This window comes from Limnobacter olei, from assembly GCF_029087225.1.
Taxonomy (GTDB): Bacteria; Pseudomonadota; Gammaproteobacteria; order Burkholderiales; family Burkholderiaceae_B; genus Limnobacter; species Limnobacter olei.
Genome location: NZ_JARFJD010000005.1, coordinates 128,876 through 147,985 on the forward strand (window position 1 = coordinate 128,876; position 19,110 = coordinate 147,985).

Annotated in this window: 19 protein-coding genes; 14 read left to right on the plus strand and 5 right to left on the minus strand. The window is 52.5% G+C overall.

Annotation, left to right across the window (positions count from 1 at the left end; translation table 11 throughout):
* Nucleotides 1–117 precede the first annotated feature (117 nt).
* From PY990_RS04550 to PY990_RS04560, 3 genes are all read left to right on the plus strand, one after another.
* Entirely contained in the window at nucleotides 118–1,407 is a 1,290-nt protein-coding gene (locus PY990_RS04550; RefSeq protein WP_275270605.1) for a hemolysin family protein, read from the plus strand.
* Between the two features lie 193 nt (nucleotides 1,408–1,600).
* Nucleotides 1,601–3,196: an NUDIX domain-containing protein gene (locus tag PY990_RS04555; protein WP_275270606.1), complete on the plus strand. Its 1,596-nt coding sequence runs from the start codon at nucleotides 1,601–1,603 to the stop codon at nucleotides 3,194–3,196.
* The gene (locus PY990_RS04560; protein ID WP_275270607.1) at nucleotides 3,186–3,629 is read left to right on the plus strand and encodes a dual specificity protein phosphatase family protein; all 444 of its coding nucleotides are present in this window, start codon (nucleotides 3,186–3,188) and stop codon (nucleotides 3,627–3,629) included. The genes PY990_RS04555 and PY990_RS04560 overlap by 11 nt, the downstream gene beginning before the upstream one ends.
* Before the next feature lie 10 nt (nucleotides 3,630–3,639).
* On the opposite strand, the gene ispH is transcribed toward PY990_RS04560, so the two are convergent.
* Nucleotides 3,640–4,572: a 4-hydroxy-3-methylbut-2-enyl diphosphate reductase gene (gene ispH, locus PY990_RS04565; RefSeq protein WP_171101487.1), complete on the minus strand. Its 933-nt coding sequence runs from the start codon at nucleotides 4,570–4,572 to the stop codon at nucleotides 3,640–3,642.
* A 7-nt stretch (nucleotides 4,573–4,579) separates the two neighbouring features.
* A complete protein-coding gene (locus PY990_RS04570; protein WP_275270608.1) occupies nucleotides 4,580–5,044 on the minus strand; it encodes an FKBP-type peptidyl-prolyl cis-trans isomerase in 465 nt (154 codons plus the stop codon).
* A 227-nt stretch (nucleotides 5,045–5,271) separates the two neighbouring features.
* Here PY990_RS04570 and PY990_RS04575 point away from each other — a divergent pair, with 227 nt between their 5' ends.
* The 7 genes from PY990_RS04575 to rpmG all read left to right on the plus strand — a co-directional run bounded on the left by PY990_RS04575 (nucleotide 5,272) and on the right by rpmG (nucleotide 9,715).
* Complete coding sequence (locus tag PY990_RS04575; protein WP_275270609.1) at nucleotides 5,272–5,886, plus strand: twin-arginine translocation signal domain-containing protein; 615 nt, start codon at nucleotides 5,272–5,274, stop codon at nucleotides 5,884–5,886.
* Nucleotides 5,887–5,940: 54 nt separating this feature from the next.
* A complete protein-coding gene (locus tag PY990_RS04580; protein ID WP_275270610.1) occupies nucleotides 5,941–7,509 on the plus strand; it encodes a GMC family oxidoreductase in 1,569 nt (522 codons plus the stop codon).
* 21 nt (nucleotides 7,510–7,530) lie between these two features.
* The gene (locus PY990_RS04585; RefSeq protein WP_275270611.1) at nucleotides 7,531–7,839 is read left to right on the plus strand and encodes a ribbon-helix-helix domain-containing protein; all 309 of its coding nucleotides are present in this window, start codon (nucleotides 7,531–7,533) and stop codon (nucleotides 7,837–7,839) included.
* A gap of 58 nt (nucleotides 7,840–7,897) precedes the next feature.
* Nucleotides 7,898–8,434, plus strand: a complete 537-nt coding sequence (gloA, locus tag PY990_RS04590; RefSeq protein WP_275270612.1) for a lactoylglutathione lyase — start codon at nucleotides 7,898–7,900, stop codon at nucleotides 8,432–8,434.
* Between the two features lie 42 nt (nucleotides 8,435–8,476).
* Entirely contained in the window at nucleotides 8,477–9,163 is a 687-nt protein-coding gene (radC, locus tag PY990_RS04595; RefSeq protein ID WP_275270613.1) for a RadC family protein, read from the plus strand.
* Between the two features lie 136 nt (nucleotides 9,164–9,299).
* The gene (gene rpmB, locus PY990_RS04600) at nucleotides 9,300–9,533 is read left to right on the plus strand and encodes a 50S ribosomal protein L28 (protein ID WP_008253404.1); all 234 of its coding nucleotides are present in this window, start codon (nucleotides 9,300–9,302) and stop codon (nucleotides 9,531–9,533) included.
* A gap of 14 nt (nucleotides 9,534–9,547) precedes the next feature.
* On the plus strand, nucleotides 9,548–9,715 hold the full coding sequence (gene rpmG / locus PY990_RS04605) for a 50S ribosomal protein L33 (RefSeq protein WP_008253405.1): 168 nt from the start codon (nucleotides 9,548–9,550) through the stop codon (nucleotides 9,713–9,715).
* Between the two features lie 366 nt (nucleotides 9,716–10,081).
* Here the strand turns inward: rpmG and PY990_RS04610 are convergent, their stop codons facing one another.
* From PY990_RS04610 to purN, 3 genes are all read right to left on the minus strand, one after another.
* Nucleotides 10,082–11,275, minus strand: coding sequence for a DesA family fatty acid desaturase (locus tag PY990_RS04610; protein WP_275270614.1), 1,194 nt, complete (start codon nucleotides 11,273–11,275; stop codon nucleotides 10,082–10,084).
* A gap of 132 nt (nucleotides 11,276–11,407) precedes the next feature.
* Nucleotides 11,408–12,754 carry an RsmB/NOP family class I SAM-dependent RNA methyltransferase gene (locus PY990_RS04615; protein ID WP_275270615.1) on the minus strand — a complete coding sequence of 449 codons (1,347 nt, stop codon included), beginning with the start codon at nucleotides 12,752–12,754 and terminating at the stop codon, nucleotides 11,408–11,410.
* A 15-nt stretch (nucleotides 12,755–12,769) separates the two neighbouring features.
* A complete protein-coding gene (gene purN, locus PY990_RS04620; protein ID WP_275270616.1) occupies nucleotides 12,770–13,411 on the minus strand; it encodes a phosphoribosylglycinamide formyltransferase in 642 nt (213 codons plus the stop codon).
* A gap of 104 nt (nucleotides 13,412–13,515) precedes the next feature.
* Here purN and PY990_RS04625 point away from each other — a divergent pair, with 104 nt between their 5' ends.
* Genes PY990_RS04625 through coaBC form a run of 4 tightly spaced genes read left to right on the plus strand, consistent with a single transcriptional unit; the run spans nucleotide 13,516 to nucleotide 19,096 of the window.
* Complete coding sequence (locus PY990_RS04625; RefSeq protein WP_275270617.1) at nucleotides 13,516–14,472, plus strand: bifunctional riboflavin kinase/FAD synthetase; 957 nt, start codon at nucleotides 13,516–13,518, stop codon at nucleotides 14,470–14,472.
* 6 nt (nucleotides 14,473–14,478) lie between these two features.
* The gene (gene ileS, locus PY990_RS04630) at nucleotides 14,479–17,274 is read left to right on the plus strand and encodes an isoleucine--tRNA ligase (protein WP_275270618.1); all 2,796 of its coding nucleotides are present in this window, start codon (nucleotides 14,479–14,481) and stop codon (nucleotides 17,272–17,274) included.
* On the plus strand, nucleotides 17,267–17,839 hold the full coding sequence (gene lspA, locus PY990_RS04635) for a signal peptidase II (protein ID WP_275270619.1): 573 nt from the start codon (nucleotides 17,267–17,269) through the stop codon (nucleotides 17,837–17,839). The genes ileS and lspA overlap by 8 nt, the downstream gene beginning before the upstream one ends.
* Nucleotides 17,840–17,851: 12 nt before the next feature.
* Nucleotides 17,852–19,096, plus strand: coding sequence for a bifunctional phosphopantothenoylcysteine decarboxylase/phosphopantothenate--cysteine ligase CoaBC (gene coaBC, locus PY990_RS04640; RefSeq protein ID WP_275270620.1), 1,245 nt, complete (start codon nucleotides 17,852–17,854; stop codon nucleotides 19,094–19,096).
* The last annotated feature ends 14 nt before the right edge of the window (nucleotides 19,097–19,110 follow it).

Consider the following 19,110-nt stretch of genomic DNA (forward strand, 5'->3'; position numbering starts at 1 on the left):
GTAACCGAGCACCAGAATTTACCCAATCAAGCAAAAAGCCAAATTAGCATGGGCTTTGGTAAACTGAGCCACATACAGCGCTGTGCAGCAGCAACCCCCACTACAAGAACACACATCATGAATGCCTTCTGGATCTTGGTCCTTTTGATTTTGGTTTCCGGCTTTTTTGCCCTCTCGGAAATGGCACTGGCCTCCAGTCGACGCTCCAAACTTCAAGCCATGGCCGACTCAGGGAACCCAAAAGCCCGAATCGCCATTCAAATCATGGACAACCCCAGCCGCCTGCTCGCAGCCACTCAAACCGGCATTACCGCAGCCGCTTTGCTCATGGGTATTTATGGCGAATCGGCGCTTACCGCCACGTTTCAACAAACCATCGACCAGCACTTTCCAGCACTCAGCGATTGGGCCAGTGTTATCTCATTCGCAGTCACCATTGCCTTGGTCACAGGTTTTTCCATTGTTTTTGGCGAAATCGTGCCCAAGCGCCTGGCCATCGCTAACCCGGAAAAGGTTGCTGCGTTTTGCGCGCCCTTCATGTCGATATTCCTGAAAGTGCTCAGCCCCGCCATCACCTTGCTGTCCAAGGGCTCCGATCTGGTGCTCAGCTTCATCCCGTTCAAAGCTGCACCTGCGGTTAGCACCATCGAAGAAATTCAGGCCTTTCTTGATGAAGGCGCCAAAACAGGCATGCTGGCCCCCGAAGAACGCCACCTAATGAGCAATGTGTTGCGGCTCGAGGACCGTCGACTGGCCTCGGTCATGACCCCGGTGAGCGACATAGCCTATCTTGATTTACATGCCCCGCGCGAGGACAACCTGCGCTTGTTGCGTGAAGCGCCCCACTCCATGCTGCCAATTTGCAAGGGCAGTTTGCAGCAAGTAATTGGCGTGGCAGAAAGCCACGACATTCTTCAAGCCGCCATGGAGGGCGACATCAATTTTGCTGAAATACCCCTGCAAAATGCACTGTTCGTGCCCGCCTCACTCACGCTGGTCGATCTGCTGCGGACTTTCCGCCAGCAGAAAAAAACCTTTGCATTCGTGGTCAGCGAATTTGGCATGACCGAAGGCATTGTCACCATCGATGATGTACTGTCCAGCGTGGTGGGTGACATGATGCCGCTGATGGACACCCCCGAAGAAGCACTGGCTGTAAAACGCGAAGATGGTTCATGGTTGCTCGATGGACTTTTACCCATCGACGAAATGAAAACAAAACTGGGCATTCGCGGCTTGCCCCAGGAAGACTTGGGCAACTTCCACACCGTCGGTGGGTTCGTATTGGCCTCGTTGGGTCGAATTCCGAAAAAAACCGAGAAATTCGACTGGAACAACTGGCGATTTGAAGTGGTGGATGTAGACAGAAACCGGGTAGACCAAGTACTGGCCACTCCCAACAAATGAACTTTCCCGGGTTTGGCGGCACTTAGATTTCACATTTGCTTCGCCCCGCCCCTCAATGCCGCAGTTGTCGCCAACATCAAACAGCCATTTTTTTTCACCATCAAATTCAGTCACGGAAAGCCAAACAAGTCATCGTGACGCCGCTGTACTTAAAGCGGGTTCCGGCTGCTGGATTCCTCTCAAAGAATCTACATTGGGGTTAAAGTACCCCCAGCTGAACGGCGCATCTGAAACACCCCATGGAGAATGGGGCTGCGATGGTGGCGCTGGCCTGTGCATGCTCAAGCCTGATGATTCAGGCAGGTGTTCGATCCTGCTTCTGAAAAATGCGCAGGGCACACACGATGAAGGGCTGTGGAGCGTCCCCGGGGGCGCAATTGAAAGAATTGCGCACACCAACAAACCCGAAGACCCATTGCACTGTGCACTGCGCGAAACACTGGAGGAAGTTCATCGACTGCCCAACGGCCAGGTGTGGACTAACCCGATTGTGCTGCGCAACGCGCACACTGGTTTTACTTACCGTCTATTCTTGTGCCTCTTGCCGACAAACAGTCAATGGAACCCGAGCATTCGTGCTGAACACAATGCCTATTCATGGCAAGCCCTTGAGCATGCCTCGCATACGTCCGAATTGCATCCGGGTGTTCGGTGTGCGCTTGATCACATGGCGCAGCAGTGGACTCCGGCAATCCAGAACCAGCCTCTCTCATTTGCAGTAAATGCCACACCCAACACAAACCCGCTTTACATTACAGAGGCACAGTTTGCCTTGCGCAATCTCGAAACTCCTGTGTCGTCCTCCGTCGAAACCAGCCTCGCGCAAGCCCTACCCTCTGAAATTCGGGCTTTAATTGAATACGCGGAAGCTCCAACCAGGGTTTGGTTAAGTCAACATCCAGATCAGCTTCCACCCGGATGGGATCAGGACACCATCGACAAGCTGCCGGTGAGTATCCCTGAAATCATCCGCATCGAGGATGAACATTCGAAAAGCCATGTAGTGGCTTACCACGCATTTGCGGACAGTCTTTTGCCAGCGCACTGGACTGGCGAGGTGCTAATGAAAGTGCTTTGCAAACACGAAAGCGCAGACACACGAGAAAATCTGAACCACTTAAGCTGGCACCGAAACCCGTTTGAAATCAACAAAAATCGAGGCCGCGACGTCCACAACCTGATGGAATACACCGCCAGCCACCCCTCTAGAGACAATGGCGATGTGGGGCGCTTTTCCTTGTTGTCCTGTAATCCAAGCCTGTTTCAGAATACGGATGTCGACGCCATGGAGAGCACCGCAGATTACTTGCACGACGCGATCAACGTGGCCCCGCCCAATTTGAAGGAATGGATTTCAGGCATGTTGCAAACCCGTTTCCCTGCCTGCGAAGACGCCCGCATCAATAAAGCCACCGAGAATATTCTCCACCTGTGTGCCCAGGCGAACAGTACCTTGCCGACCACAAAAAAAGCGAGCGTCCTGATGCAGGTTTTAATTCCACATGCACTGGTGAACAAGCTTGCTTACATATCCGCGAGCAACGGCATCCCCGATTCCGCAAATCCAGATACTCTGAACACCCTTGTAAAGCTGAAAACACTGCACACCAACCAAGAAGTGCCCAATGCCCGCAGTCTGCAAATTCGCCTGCTTGCATCCACCCTACAAGATCCCAAGGTCGCCCCTCATTTGAAGGTCAATTTGTTCAGCCGGTACACCACGTCGCAACAAGAGGTAATTAAATCCGCGATTGAAGCCATCATCCAGGGCTTGCACAATGATTCATGAAAACATTCATGAAGTGCGTCCCAATCTGTGGATTGGTTCACTGCAGGGCGCCAGCGAAGCCCTTCAAAAACCACACTCGTCATTTACTCATGCGGTCAGTTGCATCGAAATTTGCCCCAGGCTTCGGCAAGGAATTGTTCAGCTTCACATTCCAGTGAGCGACAACCCTGACGAGTCCCTGCTTGCTCACTTCCAAACCGTATGTGAATTTATCAACCAGGCACACCAAAACCAAGGCAAGGTAATCGTGCACTGCGAACAGGGAATCAGCAGATCGGCTGCCCTGATCGCAGCACACCTTATTGACCACGGAAACATGAATGTCAAACAGGCCCTGCTTGCGGTTTACTCAGCCAAACCGGCCGCAAAGGTCAACCCATGGTTTGTTCGAGACCTGGTCGATTGGCACCAGCACCATATGTTGAACAGTTAAGCAAGTCCGCTCATACCTCAGAGCGGACCAAACCCTTGGGCATTGGAAAGGCAATGTTTTCTTCCACGCCTTCCATGTTTCGAACCGACAAAGCACCCCATTCTTTCAGTCGCTTCACTACACCCTGCACAAGGTGCTCAGGCGCTGAAGCACCCGCCGTCAGGCCGATGTGTTTCACACCGTCGAACCAGTCTCGCTCCAAGCTGTCCGCATTTTCAATCAGCTTGGCCGGCACACCCAACTTCTCGGCCACTTCGCGCAAGCGATTGGAATTGGAGCTGCTTGGGCTGCCCACCACCAACACCAAATCAACCTGGCGCGCCATAAACTTGACAGCGTCCTGACGGTTTTGCGTGGCATAGCAAATGTCTGCTTTCTTCGGCTCGCGAATATCGGGAAACTTAGCCTTCAGCGCCGTGATTACCTTGGAAGCATCGTCCACGCTTAGCGTGGTTTGGGTCACCAAAGCCAGTTGCGTACCCGCTGCAATATTCAGCTTGGCCACGTCCTCCTCGGTTTCCACCAGGTAAATGCCGTCTTTCACCTGTCCCATCGTGCCTTCCACCTCGGGGTGGCCTTCGTGACCAATCATGATGATCTCGCAACCCTGTGCGCGCATTTTGCTGACTTCCACATGCACTTTCGTCACCAGTGGACATGTGGCATCAAACACTTTCAAACCCAAGCTTTCCGCTTGGGTGCGAACATCTTGCGACACACCATGGGCGGAAAACACAACTGTGGAGCCGGTGGGCACATCTTCCAGTTCATCAACAAATATTGCGCCCTTGCCGCGCAAATCTTCGACCACCGTTTTGTTGTGAACAATTTCATGCTTCACATAAATGGGTGAACCGAATTGCTGCAACGCGCGTTCCACAATTTCAATGGCGCGGTCTACACCTGCGCAAAAACCGCGTGGTTGGGCCAGGCTAATTTCCATACTCACCTCACAGCACCCCGATCAATTGCACTTCAAAGGTCAGTGCCTTGCCTGCCAAGGGGTGGTTAAAATCAAACAAAATATCGTCTTCACGCTCTTCCACCACAGTGCCAGCAAACTGCCCACCATCGGGTGCAGGAAAATGCACAAATTCGCCTGGCTCAAACGTAGTGCCCTCTTCGGCGTATTTCGACAGCAACGCTTTGCTGACCGGTCGGTACAAATCGGGATTGACGTCACCATAACCGCTGCCTGCGGGCAAAGTGAATATGTCACGCTGCCCCGCCTGCATACCAAACAGGCAACGCTCCAAACCCTCGGCCAACTGGCCTGCGCCAATCGACAATGTGGCGGGCTTGTCCTCAAAGGTGGACACAATCACCTGCTGGCTATCAGCCAAGCGAATGCGGTAATGCAGTGTCACGAATGAAGATTCGTTTACTACGGGCTTGGGCTGTACTGCATCAGTCATTTCAACATCCTGAATTCATTTCAAAAACGGCTCTATTCTACGCTTTTGAAAGCACTCAAGCGGCCCAAGGCGCATGTGAATGAGCACGGCCGCACGTGCCCCTGGAAAAGCCCATCCACAAAATTGTAGGTACAACTGTAATTACCATCGTAAAAACCATCGGTGCAATAATGAATCTGAGATTTGCGCAAAGACGCAGGTACATGGATTACAAGAGAGGAGACCACATGAAGACGATTCCATTGTCCATCGAGACATGCGATGAACCATCAGGCGAAATACCCAAACTCAACATTCCACTCACGCGCAGAAGTTTTTTGAAAGGCTCGGCCGTATTGATCGGCACAATCGCCTCCAGCAACGTTCTTTTTGCACTGGCCCCGAGCCCTGTCTGGGCTGTTGAATTAAAAAAACTCTCAAAAAACCAGGGCACAGCACTGATGCAGATGGGTCGTGTTCTTTATCCACACGACAAACTGTCCGATGCAGTTTATGCCTTGCTGGCAAAAGACCTCGATGCTGAAGCAGCGAACAACCCCGATTTAGCCGACCAGCTGGTTCAGGGCCTGAAGAAACTTGATCAACAGGCCGGTGGCAGCTTTATTGCAGCCAGCGACACCAAAAAACTGGAAGCGGTAACAGCTTTGCAAGGAACCCCCTTCTTTAACACCGTACGCAGCAAATGCGTCACCTCGCTTTATGACAACGACATGGCCTTTGCGGCCTTTGGCTATCCCGGAGGCTCATGGGAGAAAGGCGGATACATCACGCGCGGCTTCCAAGACCTTAGTTGGCTTCCAGCCCCACCTGAAGATGTAAGCCCACCACCTTACATGGGCTAGGTTGAAACGGAAAACCAAAACGAAGTTGTTGACTTACAAGACGTGGAGACAGACATGGCAAAGTTCAATCACAACGACGACTCGGTCGTGGTCATTATTGGTTCGGGGGCAGGCGGCGGAACGCTGGCAAACGAGTTGTGCCAGAAAGGCATCAAAGTCGTCGTTCTCGAAGCCGGTGCCTTGCAATCACAGGCAACATTCATCAACGACGAATGGAAGTCGTTCGCCCAGCTCGCATGGCTGGACAACCGCACCACATCAGGTAGCTGGCGTATCGCCAAAGACTTCCCAAATTTGCCTGCCTGGATCTGTAAAACCGTCGGGGGCACCACAACACACTGGGCGGGTGCTTCCTTACGGCTTCAAGAGCACGAATTCAAAATACGCACTCACTACGGCGAGCTGGAAGGTGCGAATTTACTCGATTGGCCCATTACTTTGAAGGAACTGGAACCTTATTACGCCAAAGCCGAAGACAAAATGGGCGTAACCAGAACCAATGGCATTCCCGGCCTGCCTGGCAACAACAACTTTAAAGTGATGTATGCAGGTGCAAAAAAACTGGGTTATCAGGATTGTCACACTGGCAACATGGCCATCAATAGCGTCCCCAGGGATGACCGCGCACGTTGCATGCAAATCGGTTTCTGTTTTCAAGGCTGTAAATCAGGGGCCAAATGGTCAACCCTATACACCGAAATTCCGAAAGCCGAAGCCACGGGAAATCTTGACCTTCGGCCTGAGTCTCATGTGTCGCGCATTGAACACAACGCCAAAGGCAAAGTCACTGGCGTCATATATTTTGACAAGCAAGGCAAAGAACATCGACAAAAGGCCCGCTTGGTTTGTTTGGCGGGTAATTCTATCGAATCGCCGCGTCTGCTGCTTCTGTCTGCTTCCGGCATGTTCCCTGACGGACTGGCGAACACCTCTGGTCAGGTCGGTCGAAATTACATGCGTCATTTAACAGGTACGGTATACGGCGTATTCAACGACCCCGTCCACATGTACCGTGGAACCACCATGGCAGGAATAATCCGCGATGAAGCCAACAACAATCCAAAACGCGGATTCGTGGGAGGCTACGAGATGGAAACGCTCTCGCTTGGCCTGCCTTTCATGGCCGCATTTCTAAACCCTGGCGGCTGGGGCAAAGACTTTGCATGGTTCATGGAGCATTACACCCACATGGCTGGCATGTGGATTGTGGGCGAAGACATGCCACGGGAAACCAACCGAATTACCCTTAACAGTGACATCAAGGATCAATGGGGATTGCCAGTGCCCAACGTTCACTTCGACGACCACCGCAACGACCTCGCCATGCGGGAACACGCATTCACGCAGGGTGAAAGGGTGTATCAGGCGGCAGGTTCAATCAAGGCGTTTCGTACACCGCCTTATCCGTCTACCCACAACCTGGGCACCTGTCGCATGGGCAGTACGGCGGCCAACAGCGTGTGTAACAAATGGGGGCAAACACACGACATCGACAATCTGTTCATTTCTGACGGCAGTCAATTCACCAGCGGAGGTGCAGAAAACCCCACACTCACAATCGTCAGCCTCGCCATTCGCCAAGCGGAATATATTCGCAAGCAAATGGTTGAAAAGATGATTTAATTACTTGGCAAGGAGACCTGCATGTGCCAATTCTTCGTTAGCGCAGACCCCATTCTCTATGAAACACGCTCACGCACAGTGCGCATTCACGGCGTACTCACGAGTATTCGACTTGAAAACCTGATGTGGGACACGCTGGCACAAATCGCAGCCGACGAAGGAAAAAGCACCAATGCTTTAATCGCAGCCCTGCATGATGAGATCATGACCAGCAGCGGTGAGGTCAGCAACTTCACCTCATTTTTACGAGTAACGTGCTTGCGATACTACCGCCGAAAAGATGAACTGGCGAATGCGCCGAAGTCGGTGGTTTCCATAGCAAATCGCTGATCTACCGTCTACAGCACCTACCAACCAATTAAGCAACAAAACAAGGAGCTTTTAGTCCATGTCGTTCAATTCAGAAAATCACCCCGGCGTACACTCAGAAGTGCCCAACGCCACACGCGGGTTTGTACTTAACCACACCATGTTGCGCGTCAAAGACCCCGCCGTGTCGCTCGATTTCTACACCCGTGTCATGGGCATGAGCGCCTTGCGCAAGCTCGACTTTCCGGAAATGAAATTTTCGCTGTATTTCCTTGCCCGAATAGACGAAAACGACGAAGTACCCGAAGAGGAAGGCAAACGCACAGCGTGGACATTCAGCCAGACCGGCATTCTGGAGCTGACCCACAATTGGGGCACGGAAAACGACCCTGACTTCAAGTATCACGATGGAAACCAGCAGCCACAAGGATTTGGACACATTTGCTTTTCCGTGCCGGACCTTGCCGCCGCTGTTCGCTGGTTTGACGAGAACCAGGTCCCCTATGTGAAACGCCCCGAGCAAGGCAAGATGAAAGATGTGGCTTTCATCAAAGACCCGGACGGCTACTGGATCGAAATCGTGCAGCCCTCCCTGTTACACAAACTGGGAACTTGATCTGGCTGAAGGCCACCAAGTGGCTTTCAGGTTCAATTCCTCATGAGCATTCAAAGCTGGCCCAAACATGACCGCCCACGAGAGCGGCTGATCAAACAAGGGGCTCAGGCACTTTCTGATGCCGAATTGCTTGCCATTTTCTTGCGTACGGGCCTTCCTGGCAAAAGTGCGGTCGACCTGGCCCGGGAAATGATCACACAATTTGGCGGTCTGCAAAACCTGAACCGTGTTTCCCTGGCTGAGTGGGTCCAAATTCGTGGTCTTGGCGAGGCCAAATACGCCCAACTGCGCGCCTGTCTTGAAATGGCCAAGCGATGTTTAAGCCATGAATTGCAGGAAACACCACACGGAATGCTTGCTTCTCCCGATCTGTTTGAACAGTTTGTGCGTGCGCAAATCGGCTTAAGCGAAATCGAGAATTTCCTTGTGATCGCCTTGGACAGCCAACTAAAAGTACTGGACCACAAAATACTCTCCAGCGGCACCGTGAACAAAACTGTGGTTTTTCCGCGTGAGGTGCTTAAATTTGCCATACAAACTAATGCACCTCGCATCATGGTGGCGCACAATCACCCCAGCGACTGCTGCACCCCAAGCAGCGCGGACGACCGGCTAACCCGCGAGCTTTCATCGGCTTTGGCGCTGATTGATATTGAATTGGTTGACCATGTGGTGGTTGGCCCCAACTGTAGTTACTCCTACCGGCTACACAATCGCCCACCTTTTTGATTTTTTCCGCAAAAAGGGCTGGGCAAAAGAATAGTAATTGGTTACAATCTTGGACTTCGCCGCAAATCCATGGTTTTTGAATTCATGCCGTGTGGTTTTGCAGATACACTAATTTGCTGAATTTTTTGGGGTCATCATGGCTCGCGTATGTCAAGTAACGGGTAAACGCCCGATGGTTGGAAACAAAGTTTCCCATGCCAACAACAAAACAAAACGTCGTTTCCTGCCTAACTTGCAGTCACGCAAGTTCTGGGTTGAAAGCGAAAACCGCTGGGTTCGCCTGCGTCTAACTAATAACGCCCTGCGCACTATCGACAAAAACGGCATTGATGCTGTTTTGGCCGATCTTCGTGCACGTGGCGAAATCTAAAGCAGGAGTAAATCATGGCTAAAGGTGGTCGCGAAAAAATCAAACTCGAATCTTCTGCTGGTACTGGTCACTTCTACACCACGACCAAGAACAAGCGCACGAAGCCCGAGAAAATTGAAATCATGAAATACGATCCAGTGGTTCGTAAGCATGTGTCATACAAAGAAACCAAGCTGAAGTAATTCAACTTACTTCGCTGTTTCTACAGAAACCCGCTACTTAAGTTCAGAGCGGGTTTTTTGTTGGCCACTGCTTCGGCGAGGCTTAATAGTTGATGTAGAAGTGGCTTGGGTGATTTGCAGCAGCGTTGCATCATCCTGCCGATTCAAGATCAAGTCGCCCGGCTTGATTCGCAGCGAGGGGCGACCGCAGGTCGATGCGAAGACGCTTTAGCGTTTCGCATACACCGAGCCAGAATCAAAAGCGGGGAATTCGACTTGGATCTTGGCAGGATGGGTAGCGCTGCTGCAAATCACCACCTGCAAACCAAGCATAAAAAAAGCCGCTGATTCTCACCAGCGGCTTTCATCCATCAAACAACTTTCAAATTACGCCGCGTAGCGACGAATCCGAATCGACATGTCTTCCAGCCAGCGAATACCACTTTGCTCGGCACGCTCACACCAGGCTTGCAACTGAACCAGCATTTGTTCACGGCTCAAATTGGTTTTTTCCCAAATCTGACGAAGTTCAGCGCGCATTTCCACCAGCGTATTGATCATTTTGGACTGGGCACACAACTGCGCCAGTTCAGCCCGCTGCACATCGCACAGTTTGCTCTCGTCGATAGACAACAACTTGGTGCCTTTGGCCAACACCTTGCGCTCTTGAGCATTCGCAGCTTTTTGCTTCAGTGCAGCCACTTCGGAACGGAAGGCTTTGCGCATGGAGCTGGCGTAACGCGCCATGACATCGTAGCGGTGATTTACAACCGCCTGAACCGTCGTCAAGCTCAGCACTGGCTTACTTTCAGATGAAAACTTGGGCGATTCAGCCACTTTCTTGACCTTGGCCAATCCCAGAAAACTGAAAATTTTGATGTACATCCAGCCAATATCGAATTCGTACCACTTGTTGCTCAACTTGGCGGAAGTCGCGTGCGTGTGGTGGTTGTTGTGCAGCTCTTCGCCACCGATCAAGATGCCAAACGGAGAGATGTTGCGACTTGCATCGGGGCAATCGAAGTTGCGGTAACCCCAGTAGTGGCCAATGCCGTTGATCACGCCTGCCGCCAACACAGGAATCCACAACATTTGAATGGCCCAAATGCTGACACCAGGAAAACCAAACAAAATGAAGCTGAGCACCAAGGTAAAGCCCACGCCTTGCCACGGAAAACGCTCGTACACCTGAAACTCCAGCCAGTCACTGGGGGTGCCATGGCTGTATTTGGCCAATGTTTCCTGGTTCTTCGATTCTGCACGATATAACTCAGCACCGCGCCAGAATACGGTTTTCAGACCACGGGTTTGTGGGCTGTGGGGATCATCGGGTGTCTCGCATTTCGCGTGGTGCTTGCGGTGAATGGCAGCCCATGCACGGGTGCTCATGCCGGTGGTCAACCACAACCATGCGCGGAAGAAATGCGCCAGCGCAGGGTGTACCTCCAGGGCACGGTGGGCTTGGCAGCGGTGCAAATACACTGTTACGGCCACAATGGTGACGTGGGTTACGATCAGGGTGTAAATCACCATTTGGCCAATACTTGCACCAGTGATACCCGAGGTCAAAAATTCAATCATATTCACTAACTCTCAACAGGTCGTATTTCAAAGGTTACGGCCATCTCAATTTGCTTCTGAAGGAGCCGTATCATATTTTCAGTGTACAAGTGTACTTTTAAAGCCGGAACACATTTGGAATTTATATTCAGTTCAGGCTTTGGAACGTTGTAACACTGCTGCAAAGAAGCCATCGGATTCACCATCCTCTGGCCACAATCGAAGCATGTCGTCAGTCGTGTTCGCCTTGACAGGCCGTTCTCCAGGGTTCAGCACTTCAGTCCAGCGGCGAAGCCGGAATTCCGGATGAGTTTCCAGGAACGCATTGACAATGTCTTCATTCTCGTCGCGAAGAACACTGCATGTGATGTAAACAAGCCGACCATCGGGCTTTACCAACTTGGCAGCATGCTCGATGATGGATTTTTGCTTCGCGGTCAATTCTGACAGACTCTGCAAGTTCTGTCTAAATTTAAGATCCGGGTTACGCCGTAAGGTTCCCATGCCGCTGCAAGGTACATCGGTCACGACCCGGTCAGCCTTGCCGAAATACTTGTTCAGGCGTGGATCGGCTTCATCGTTAATTACCATCGTGTAGAAGTTGCTCAACCCTGAACGGGCCGCACGGGGCTTGAACTTCACAAGGCGTTTCTCTGAGGTGTCGAGCGCAACAATTCGGCCGGTATTCTTCATTTGTGCGCCGATGGCCAATGTTTTACCACCCGCACCCGCACAAAAATCGATTACAAGGTCGCCACGTCGCGGCGCCACTAGCCGGCTAACCCACTGGCTGCCCGCATCCTGAACTTCGAAGTATCCTTCCTGAAACACCTCGGTTTTGCCAACGATTGGCTTGCCTACGGCACGCAAACCTTCCGGCAGACCTTCAATCGGCTTCACTTGAATACCCATATTGGTGAGCGCGGCCAACAAATCTACCGTACTGGCTTTCACTGTGTTCACACGCAAGTCAAGCGGCGCGGCACTCAGCACGGCTTGAGAGAAAGACTCCGCGCGATCTTGCCCGAATTGCTCAGCCAGTTTGGTATAAAACCATTCTGGCAAACAGGTACGCGCCTCAACACCCAGGTCCTCGGCGGAAATATTAATGACACGGCTAAGCCATTCGTTATCAGCTTGCTTGCCAGCCGACCAGATTTGTTCAGGCGCACCCGACCACAACAAAGCCAGCTTGGCTTGGCGAACCACTGAAGGGCCCTCGCCTGACTGCGCCAAGTGATTGATTCGATAACGATAACGCAACCAGCAATACACAGCCTCGGCCACCATGGGGCGATCGCGCCCACCTAACTCAGGGTGATCTTTGAAAAACCGGGAAATCGCTGCATCTGCAGGGCCTTCAAACTGAGCCAACAGGTCGATCAACTGCGCAACCGTGCTCACCAGGCCATAACGCGACTGGGCGCCTTGACGCTCGACTTTGCTGTCGCGCCGCGTGCTGGGTTTGCGAAATGGGGTTTTTTTAGTAGACCCGACCATATTGAATATCCTGTTTTATTGAATTGCGTGAATCAGGGGTGAAGTCAAAGTGCCTTCAAGCTTCCCGTTCACCATTTTAATTTGCCCGCTGGCCAGTGCCGCCAGAGCACGGGGATAGATTTGATGCTCAAGCCCCAGCACGCGCGCAGCCAGTGTCTCGGCTGTATCACCAGGCAACACCTGCAAAAAGGCTTGGTCCAGAATCGGGCCATGGTCTAGTTCGGGCGTTACCAGGTGCACTGTTACACCATGCACACGTACGCCGGCATCCAGCGCCTGCTGGTGGGTTTTCAAACCCGGAAAAGCGGGCAACAGCGATGGGTGAATATTCACCAAGCGCCCCAAATACCGATTCACAAAACCCTCGGTGAGCACACGCATAAAACCAGCCAGCACAACCCAGTCGGGCTGATATTGATCGATCAGGCTAGCCAGGGCTTCGTCAAAGGCCTCGCGACTTTCGTACTCAGTGTGGTCAAGAATTGCAGTATCGAGCCCGGCCGACTGCGCCAAAGCCAGTCCAGCCGCGGCTGGGCGGTTGGAAATGACTGCACTAATTTGGTAGGCCCCGGTCTGTTTGGCATGATCGATCAGGGCATTCAAATTTGAACCCCGCCCCGAGATCAAAATGACGACGGAAGGTGTGGAATTTTGCATGGCGCGAGTTTATCACTGTGCGGGCGAAAAAGCCCTATTTTTCACCATTCAGGCCTTATAATAACCGGTTGTTTTGCAACCACTAAAGAGCCGACACACTCGGTATGAAAATCATTCGCCGCCCCCGGCCACACACATCTGCCAAGGGCACTGCGCTCACCATTGGAAACTTCGACGGCGTTCACTCTGGCCATGCCGAGTTGTTTCGCCGTGTTGTGTCTGCGGCACACGCACAAGGTTTGGTACCCACTGTCGTAACGCTGCACCCACACCCGAAAGAATTTTTCAATCCCGAATTCAAGCTCGACCGAATTTCCACGCTGCGCGACCGAATCATTGAAATGAAGCACTGCGGCATTGAGCAAGTGTGTATTCTGCCCTTCAACCGGCGCATGGCAAGCCTTGGCCCCGAAGCTTTTGTGCAAGAAGTATTGCTAAACCAATTGAATGCCAAACAAGTGTGGGTAGGTGATGATTTCCGCTTTGGTGCCAAGCGCGCTGGCGATTTCGCGTTGCTGAAAGGTCTCGGGGAATCAAACGGCTTCGAAGTGAACGACCTTGCCGAGGTACAGACAGACGGCAGCCGGGTATCAAGTTCGAATATTCGGGAAGCTCTGAAAGCTGGCGATGTTGCAAAAGCCACCCACATGCTGGGGCATCCGCTGGTGTACTCCGGGCACATTGTTCATGGCAAAAAGCTGGGACGTACCCTGGGCTTCCCGACCATGAACCTGCGAATTGCCGGCAGGGCCAGTGCACTCACTGGTATTTTGGCTGTGTGGGTGCATGGGCTGGAGCCCCAGCCACTTCCTGCTGTAGCCAGCATGGGTGTGCGCCCCACCGTTGAACAATCCGATCAAATTTTGCTGGAAACATTCATCCCCGATTGGCAAGGAAATGCCTATGGCAAGCTGCTGCGCATCGAGGTGCTGGCACACATTCGCCCGGAGCAACACTTTGATTCGCTCGATACGATGGTTGAGCAAATGCACAAAGACACGGCAAAAGCCATGGCTTTACTGGCTGCCAACCAACCCAAGATTTCAAATACAGGCTGTTAACCCAAGATGGATTACAAGAACACACTGAACCTGCCCGACACACCCTTCCCCATGCGCGGCAACCTGCCACAACGGGAACCGAACTGGGTTGAACAATGGTGCAAGGAAGATTTGTACAAGGCGATACGCCAGTCCAAGGTGGGCAAGCCAAAATTTGTGCTGCACGACGGCCCACCCTATGCGAATGGCGACATTCACATTGGCCATGCGGTCAACAAAATCCTGAAAGACATCATCGTAAAATGCCGTTGCCTGGCGGGTTACGACGCACGCTACGTACCGGGCTGGGACTGCCATGGCATGCCGATTGAAATTCAAATTGAAAAAACCATCGGCAAAGGCAAACCCACGCTGGAAGTGCAAGAGAAAAGCCGTGCTTATGCGGCTGAGCAAATTGAGCGTCAGAAAAAAGACTTTATTCGACTGGGCGTGCTAGCCGATTGGGAAAACCCCTACAAAACCATGAACTTTGGCAACGAGGCCGATGAGCTTCGCGCCTTGGGCAAAATCATGGAAAAGGGTTATGTGTTCCGTGGCTTGAAACCTGTGAACTGGTGTTTCGACTGCGGTTCTGCATTGGCCGAAGCCGAAGTGGAGTACAAGGACAAACAAGACATCGCAGTCGATGTGGGATTTGCTTTCGATGAGGCAAACCTCGAAAAACTGGCCATTGCTTTCAATGTACCGGTGACCATGCTGCAGTCCAAACCGGGTCAACTGGTGATCTGGACCACCACCCCATGGACCTTGCCTGCGAACCAAGCCTTGAACATGCACCCTGAATTGGTGTACAGCCTGGTGGATGTGGGCAGCAAGTATTTGTTGTTGGCACAAGAACGGGTAAAGCCCTGCCTGGAAAGCTATGAACTACAAGGCGCTGAAATCGCCACCGCCAAGGGTGCTGCGCTGGAAGGGATTGCATTCAAGCACCCCTTCTACGACCGACTTAGCCCGGTGTATCTGGCCGAATACGTCAGCACCGATGCGGGTACGGGCATTGTGCACTGTTCGCCCGCCTATGGTGTGGACGACTTTTTGACCAGCAAAGCCTACGGCATGAAAGACGCCGACATCATCAACCCGGTGACGGGCAATGGTGTATATGCCGACTCCCTTCCGTTCTTTGGTGGCTTGCACATCTGGAAGGCCAACCCGCTTATCGTTGAAAAAATGATTGAAGTGGGCTCGCTCATCAAACAAGTGAAATTTGGCCACAGCTACATGCATTGCTGGCGGCACAAAACCCCCATCATTTACCGTGCCACTTCGCAGTGGTTCGCGGGTATGGACGTGAAACCCAACGATGGCAGCGGCAGCCTGCGCGAGAAAGCACTCGCTGGCGTGGAGGCCACCGAGTTTTTCCCGGCCTGGGGCAAGGCACGCTTGCATGCGATGATTGCCAACCGCCCAGACTGGACCCTGTCGCGTCAACGCCAATGGGGCGTACCCATGGCGTTCTTGGTGCACCGCGAAACAGGCGAACTGCATCCGCGAACGCCTGAACTGATCGAGACTATTGCGCAGTTGATTGAGAAGAAAGGCATTGAAGCCTGGCAGCATGTGTCAGTTGAAGAATTGATTGGTGACGAAGCCAAGGATTACGTAAAAAACCCGGACACACTCGACGTGTGGTTCGATTCCGGCACCACGCACGAAACTGTGTTGCGCGGCAGCCATGCCGAGGAAAGCCATTTCCCCGCCGATTTGTATCTGGAAGGCTCGGACCAACACCGTGGCTGGTTCCATTCTTCACTGTTGACCAGTTGCATGATCAACGGTGTGCCGCCCTACAAAGCCCTGCTGACACACGGCTTCGTGGTGGACGGCCAAGGACGCAAAATGAGCAAGTCGGTCGGTAACGTGATTGCACCCCAACAAGTGTCCGACAAAATGGGGGCCGAAATTTTGCGCCTTTGGGTGGCCAGCACCGACTATTCCGGCGAACTCACCATTTCCGATGAAATCTTAAAGCGCGTTGTGGAAAGTTATCGCCGCATTCGCAACACTCTGCGCTTTTTACTGGCCAATATTTCTGATTTCGACTTTGCCACCGAAGCGGTTCCCACCGAGGAACTGGCCGAAGTAGACCAGTACGCACTTACCCTGCTGGGCAAGCTGCAAAGCGAGTGCGAAGTGCACTACATGAAGTACGAATTCCACCCGATTGTCAGCAAGCTGCAAATTTTCTGCTCCGAAGACCTGGGTGCGTTCTATCTGGATGTACTGAAAGACCGCTTGTACACCACTGGCGAGAATTCCCAAGCACGTCGCAGTGCGCAAACCACGCTGTACCACATCACTCACGCACTGTTGCGTTTGATGGCACCAGTACTCAGCTTTACTGCTGAAGAGGCCCGTGAAGTGATGGGCAATGTTGAGCCTTCCATTTTCTGCAATGAATTCTACAAGGTGCCAAACGTAGCTGACGCAGATACGCTGGGCAGAAAGTGGGCCGAGTTGCTCGCGCTGCGTGCGCGCGTGGTGAAGGAACTGGAAAACCTGCGAACAGACGGCAAAATTGGTTCATCCCTGCAAGGCACAGCCACACTGCATTTGCCAGGCGACTTGTACAAGGCCGCAGCAAGTTTGGGCGATGATCTGAAATTTCTGTTCATTGTTTCCCAAATTGAAATAGCCCCAGCGGCCGAGGAGAAAATTGAAGTGGGTATTGCAGAAGGCGAAAAGTGCGAACGTTGCTGGCATGTACGCCCCGACACGGGCGCAAACCCTGAACACCCAGGTATTTGTGGCCGCTGTGTAAGCAATCTGTTTGGTCAAGGCGAGGTGCGTGATCATGTCTAAACCCATGCCGAGAAAACCAGCCTCAACCACCAAACCAGTCAATGCAACCGGCGCGTTGAGGGCACCCAAAAAATCCATCCTCCCCTGGATCGGTTTTTCCCTGCTGCTTATTCTGGTTGATCAAATCAGCAAACTGTGGGTTCAATCACGCCTTGATCTGGGTGCGGTGGTTGAAATCACCCCTTTCTTCAACCTGGTGTACGTGTTCAACCCGGGTGCCGCATTCAGCTTCCTCGCCGATCAGGCGGGTTGGCAAAAACATTTTCTTTCTGCTGTGGCGGTCATTGCGTCGATTGTCATTCTGTTCATGATGCGCTCCTCCAGCCACCGCAAATTCGCGATGTTCTGCCTGGCCTGTATTTTGGGTGGTGCAATCGGCAATTTGATTGACCGTGTCGCTCACGGCGCAGTCATCGATTTCCTCGATTTTTATGTGGGAAATTATCACTGGCCTGCTTTCAACGTGGCCGACATTGCAATTACCATGGGAGCAGTCGGTCTAATCATCGACGAACTGTTCTTCAACAAAGAACACAAAGCCGCCAAACCTGCAAAAAGCGAATAAGGTTTATTGCCCATGCGCCCTGTCGAATTGCCACCGCTTCCTGGTTTGAACCAACTGCGTGTAGTGCTGGGCGTGTGCGGCGGCATTGCCGCGTACAAATCGGCCGAGCTGGTGCGCCTGTTAATGAAACAGGGCTGCTCGGTGCAAGTGGTCATGACTGAATCGGCCACACAATTCATTGCACCGCTCACCTTCCAAGCCCTTTCAGGCAAGGCTGTGCATGTGTCGCAATGGCCAGCTGGGCACAGTGATAACAATATTGACCGTGGCATGCCTCACATCGACATCAGCCGAAATGCTGACTTTTTGTTGATTGCCCCTTGCACGGCCAATTCCATGGCGAAGTACGCACATGGGTTCGCTGACAATTTGCTGGATAACCTTGTATTGGCCCGAAACTGCCCCATGGCAATTGCCCCAGCCATGAATGTGGAAATGTGGAACAACCCGGCCACCCAGCGCAATATCAATCAACTCAAAAACGATGGTGTGCATGTGTTTGGCCCCGCTGCTGGCGAACAGGCCTGCGGTGAAGTGGGCAGTGGCCGCATGCTGGAACCCTTTGAGATCGTATTGGAACTGGCGCGGGCAGTGAATCACAAACCCTTGGCTGGTAAAAAAGTGTTGTTGACGGCTGGGCCAACCTTTGAAGCCATTGACCCGGTGCGCGGCATTACGAATCGATCCAGCGGAAAAATGGGCTACGCATTGGCACAAGCAGCATGGTTGATGGGTGCCGAAGTGAGTTTGGTGAGTGGCCCCACCGCGCTGCCCATGCCTTATGGCGCCCGCGTGTTGTCGGTTCAATCGGCAAAACAAATGCACGCTGCTGTGTTCAGTCAAATCGATCAACAAGACCTGTTCATTGGTGTCGCCGCTGTGGCCGACTACGGTATCAAGAACCCGAGCGCTCAAAAACAAAAAAAACAGAATGGACAGCTGCCAGGCTTGCACATGGAATTCGAACTGAACCCGGACATTCTTGCAGATGTCGGCGAATTTGCCAGTGGTCAGAAGAAATCACTGACTGTAGTCGGTTTTGCTGCCGAAACAGAAAACCTGGATGACTATGCAAACCGCAAACTGGACAGCAAGAAAGCGGATTTCATTGTTGGCAATTTGGCCCAACACGCCTTGGGTGCCGACCAAACCGAGTTAACCATTTACAGCAAAAACCCCAAACCCGAAAACCTGGGCAGCATGGACAAGTTGCAAGCTGCGCAAGCAGTTTTGTCTTTCATTTCCAAACACTCCTGAAAACGCTAATACAC

What these genes read in the sequence shown, in the direction of transcription:
- gloA (WP_275270612.1), top strand. Translation starts at nt 7,898, where the DNA reads ATGTCGTTCAATTCAGAAAATCACCCCGGCGTACACTCAGAAGTGCCC.
- rpmB (WP_008253404.1), top strand. Translation starts at nt 9,300, where the DNA reads ATGGCTCGCGTATGTCAAGTAACGGGTAAACGCCCGATGGTTGGAAAC.
- PY990_RS04615 (WP_275270615.1), bottom strand. Translation starts at nt 12,754, where the DNA reads ATGGTCGGGTCTACTAAAAAAACCCCATTTCGCAAACCCAGCACGCGG.
- ispH (WP_171101487.1), bottom strand. Translation starts at nt 4,572, where the DNA reads ATGGAAATTAGCCTGGCCCAACCACGCGGTTTTTGCGCAGGTGTAGAC.
- PY990_RS04575 (WP_275270609.1), top strand. Translation starts at nt 5,272, where the DNA reads ATGAAGACGATTCCATTGTCCATCGAGACATGCGATGAACCATCAGGC.
- purN (WP_275270616.1), bottom strand. Translation starts at nt 13,411, where the DNA reads ATGCAAAATTCCACACCTTCCGTCGTCATTTTGATCTCGGGGCGGGGT.
- PY990_RS04570 (WP_275270608.1), bottom strand. Translation starts at nt 5,044, where the DNA reads ATGACTGATGCAGTACAGCCCAAGCCCGTAGTAAACGAATCTTCATTC.
- PY990_RS04560 (WP_275270607.1), top strand. Translation starts at nt 3,186, where the DNA reads ATGATTCATGAAAACATTCATGAAGTGCGTCCCAATCTGTGGATTGGT.
- PY990_RS04610 (WP_275270614.1), bottom strand. Translation starts at nt 11,275, where the DNA reads ATGATTGAATTTTTGACCTCGGGTATCACTGGTGCAAGTATTGGCCAA.
- lspA (WP_275270619.1), top strand. Translation starts at nt 17,267, where the DNA reads ATGTCTAAACCCATGCCGAGAAAACCAGCCTCAACCACCAAACCAGTC.
- PY990_RS04585 (WP_275270611.1), top strand. Translation starts at nt 7,531, where the DNA reads ATGTGCCAATTCTTCGTTAGCGCAGACCCCATTCTCTATGAAACACGC.
- PY990_RS04550 (WP_275270605.1), top strand. Translation starts at nt 118, where the DNA reads ATGAATGCCTTCTGGATCTTGGTCCTTTTGATTTTGGTTTCCGGCTTT.
- ileS (WP_275270618.1), top strand. Translation starts at nt 14,479, where the DNA reads ATGGATTACAAGAACACACTGAACCTGCCCGACACACCCTTCCCCATG.
- PY990_RS04580 (WP_275270610.1), top strand. Translation starts at nt 5,941, where the DNA reads ATGGCAAAGTTCAATCACAACGACGACTCGGTCGTGGTCATTATTGGT.
- coaBC (WP_275270620.1), top strand. Translation starts at nt 17,852, where the DNA reads ATGCGCCCTGTCGAATTGCCACCGCTTCCTGGTTTGAACCAACTGCGT.
- rpmG (WP_008253405.1), top strand. Translation starts at nt 9,548, where the DNA reads ATGGCTAAAGGTGGTCGCGAAAAAATCAAACTCGAATCTTCTGCTGGT.
- radC (WP_275270613.1), top strand. Translation starts at nt 8,477, where the DNA reads ATGAGCATTCAAAGCTGGCCCAAACATGACCGCCCACGAGAGCGGCTG.
- PY990_RS04625 (WP_275270617.1), top strand. Translation starts at nt 13,516, where the DNA reads ATGAAAATCATTCGCCGCCCCCGGCCACACACATCTGCCAAGGGCACT.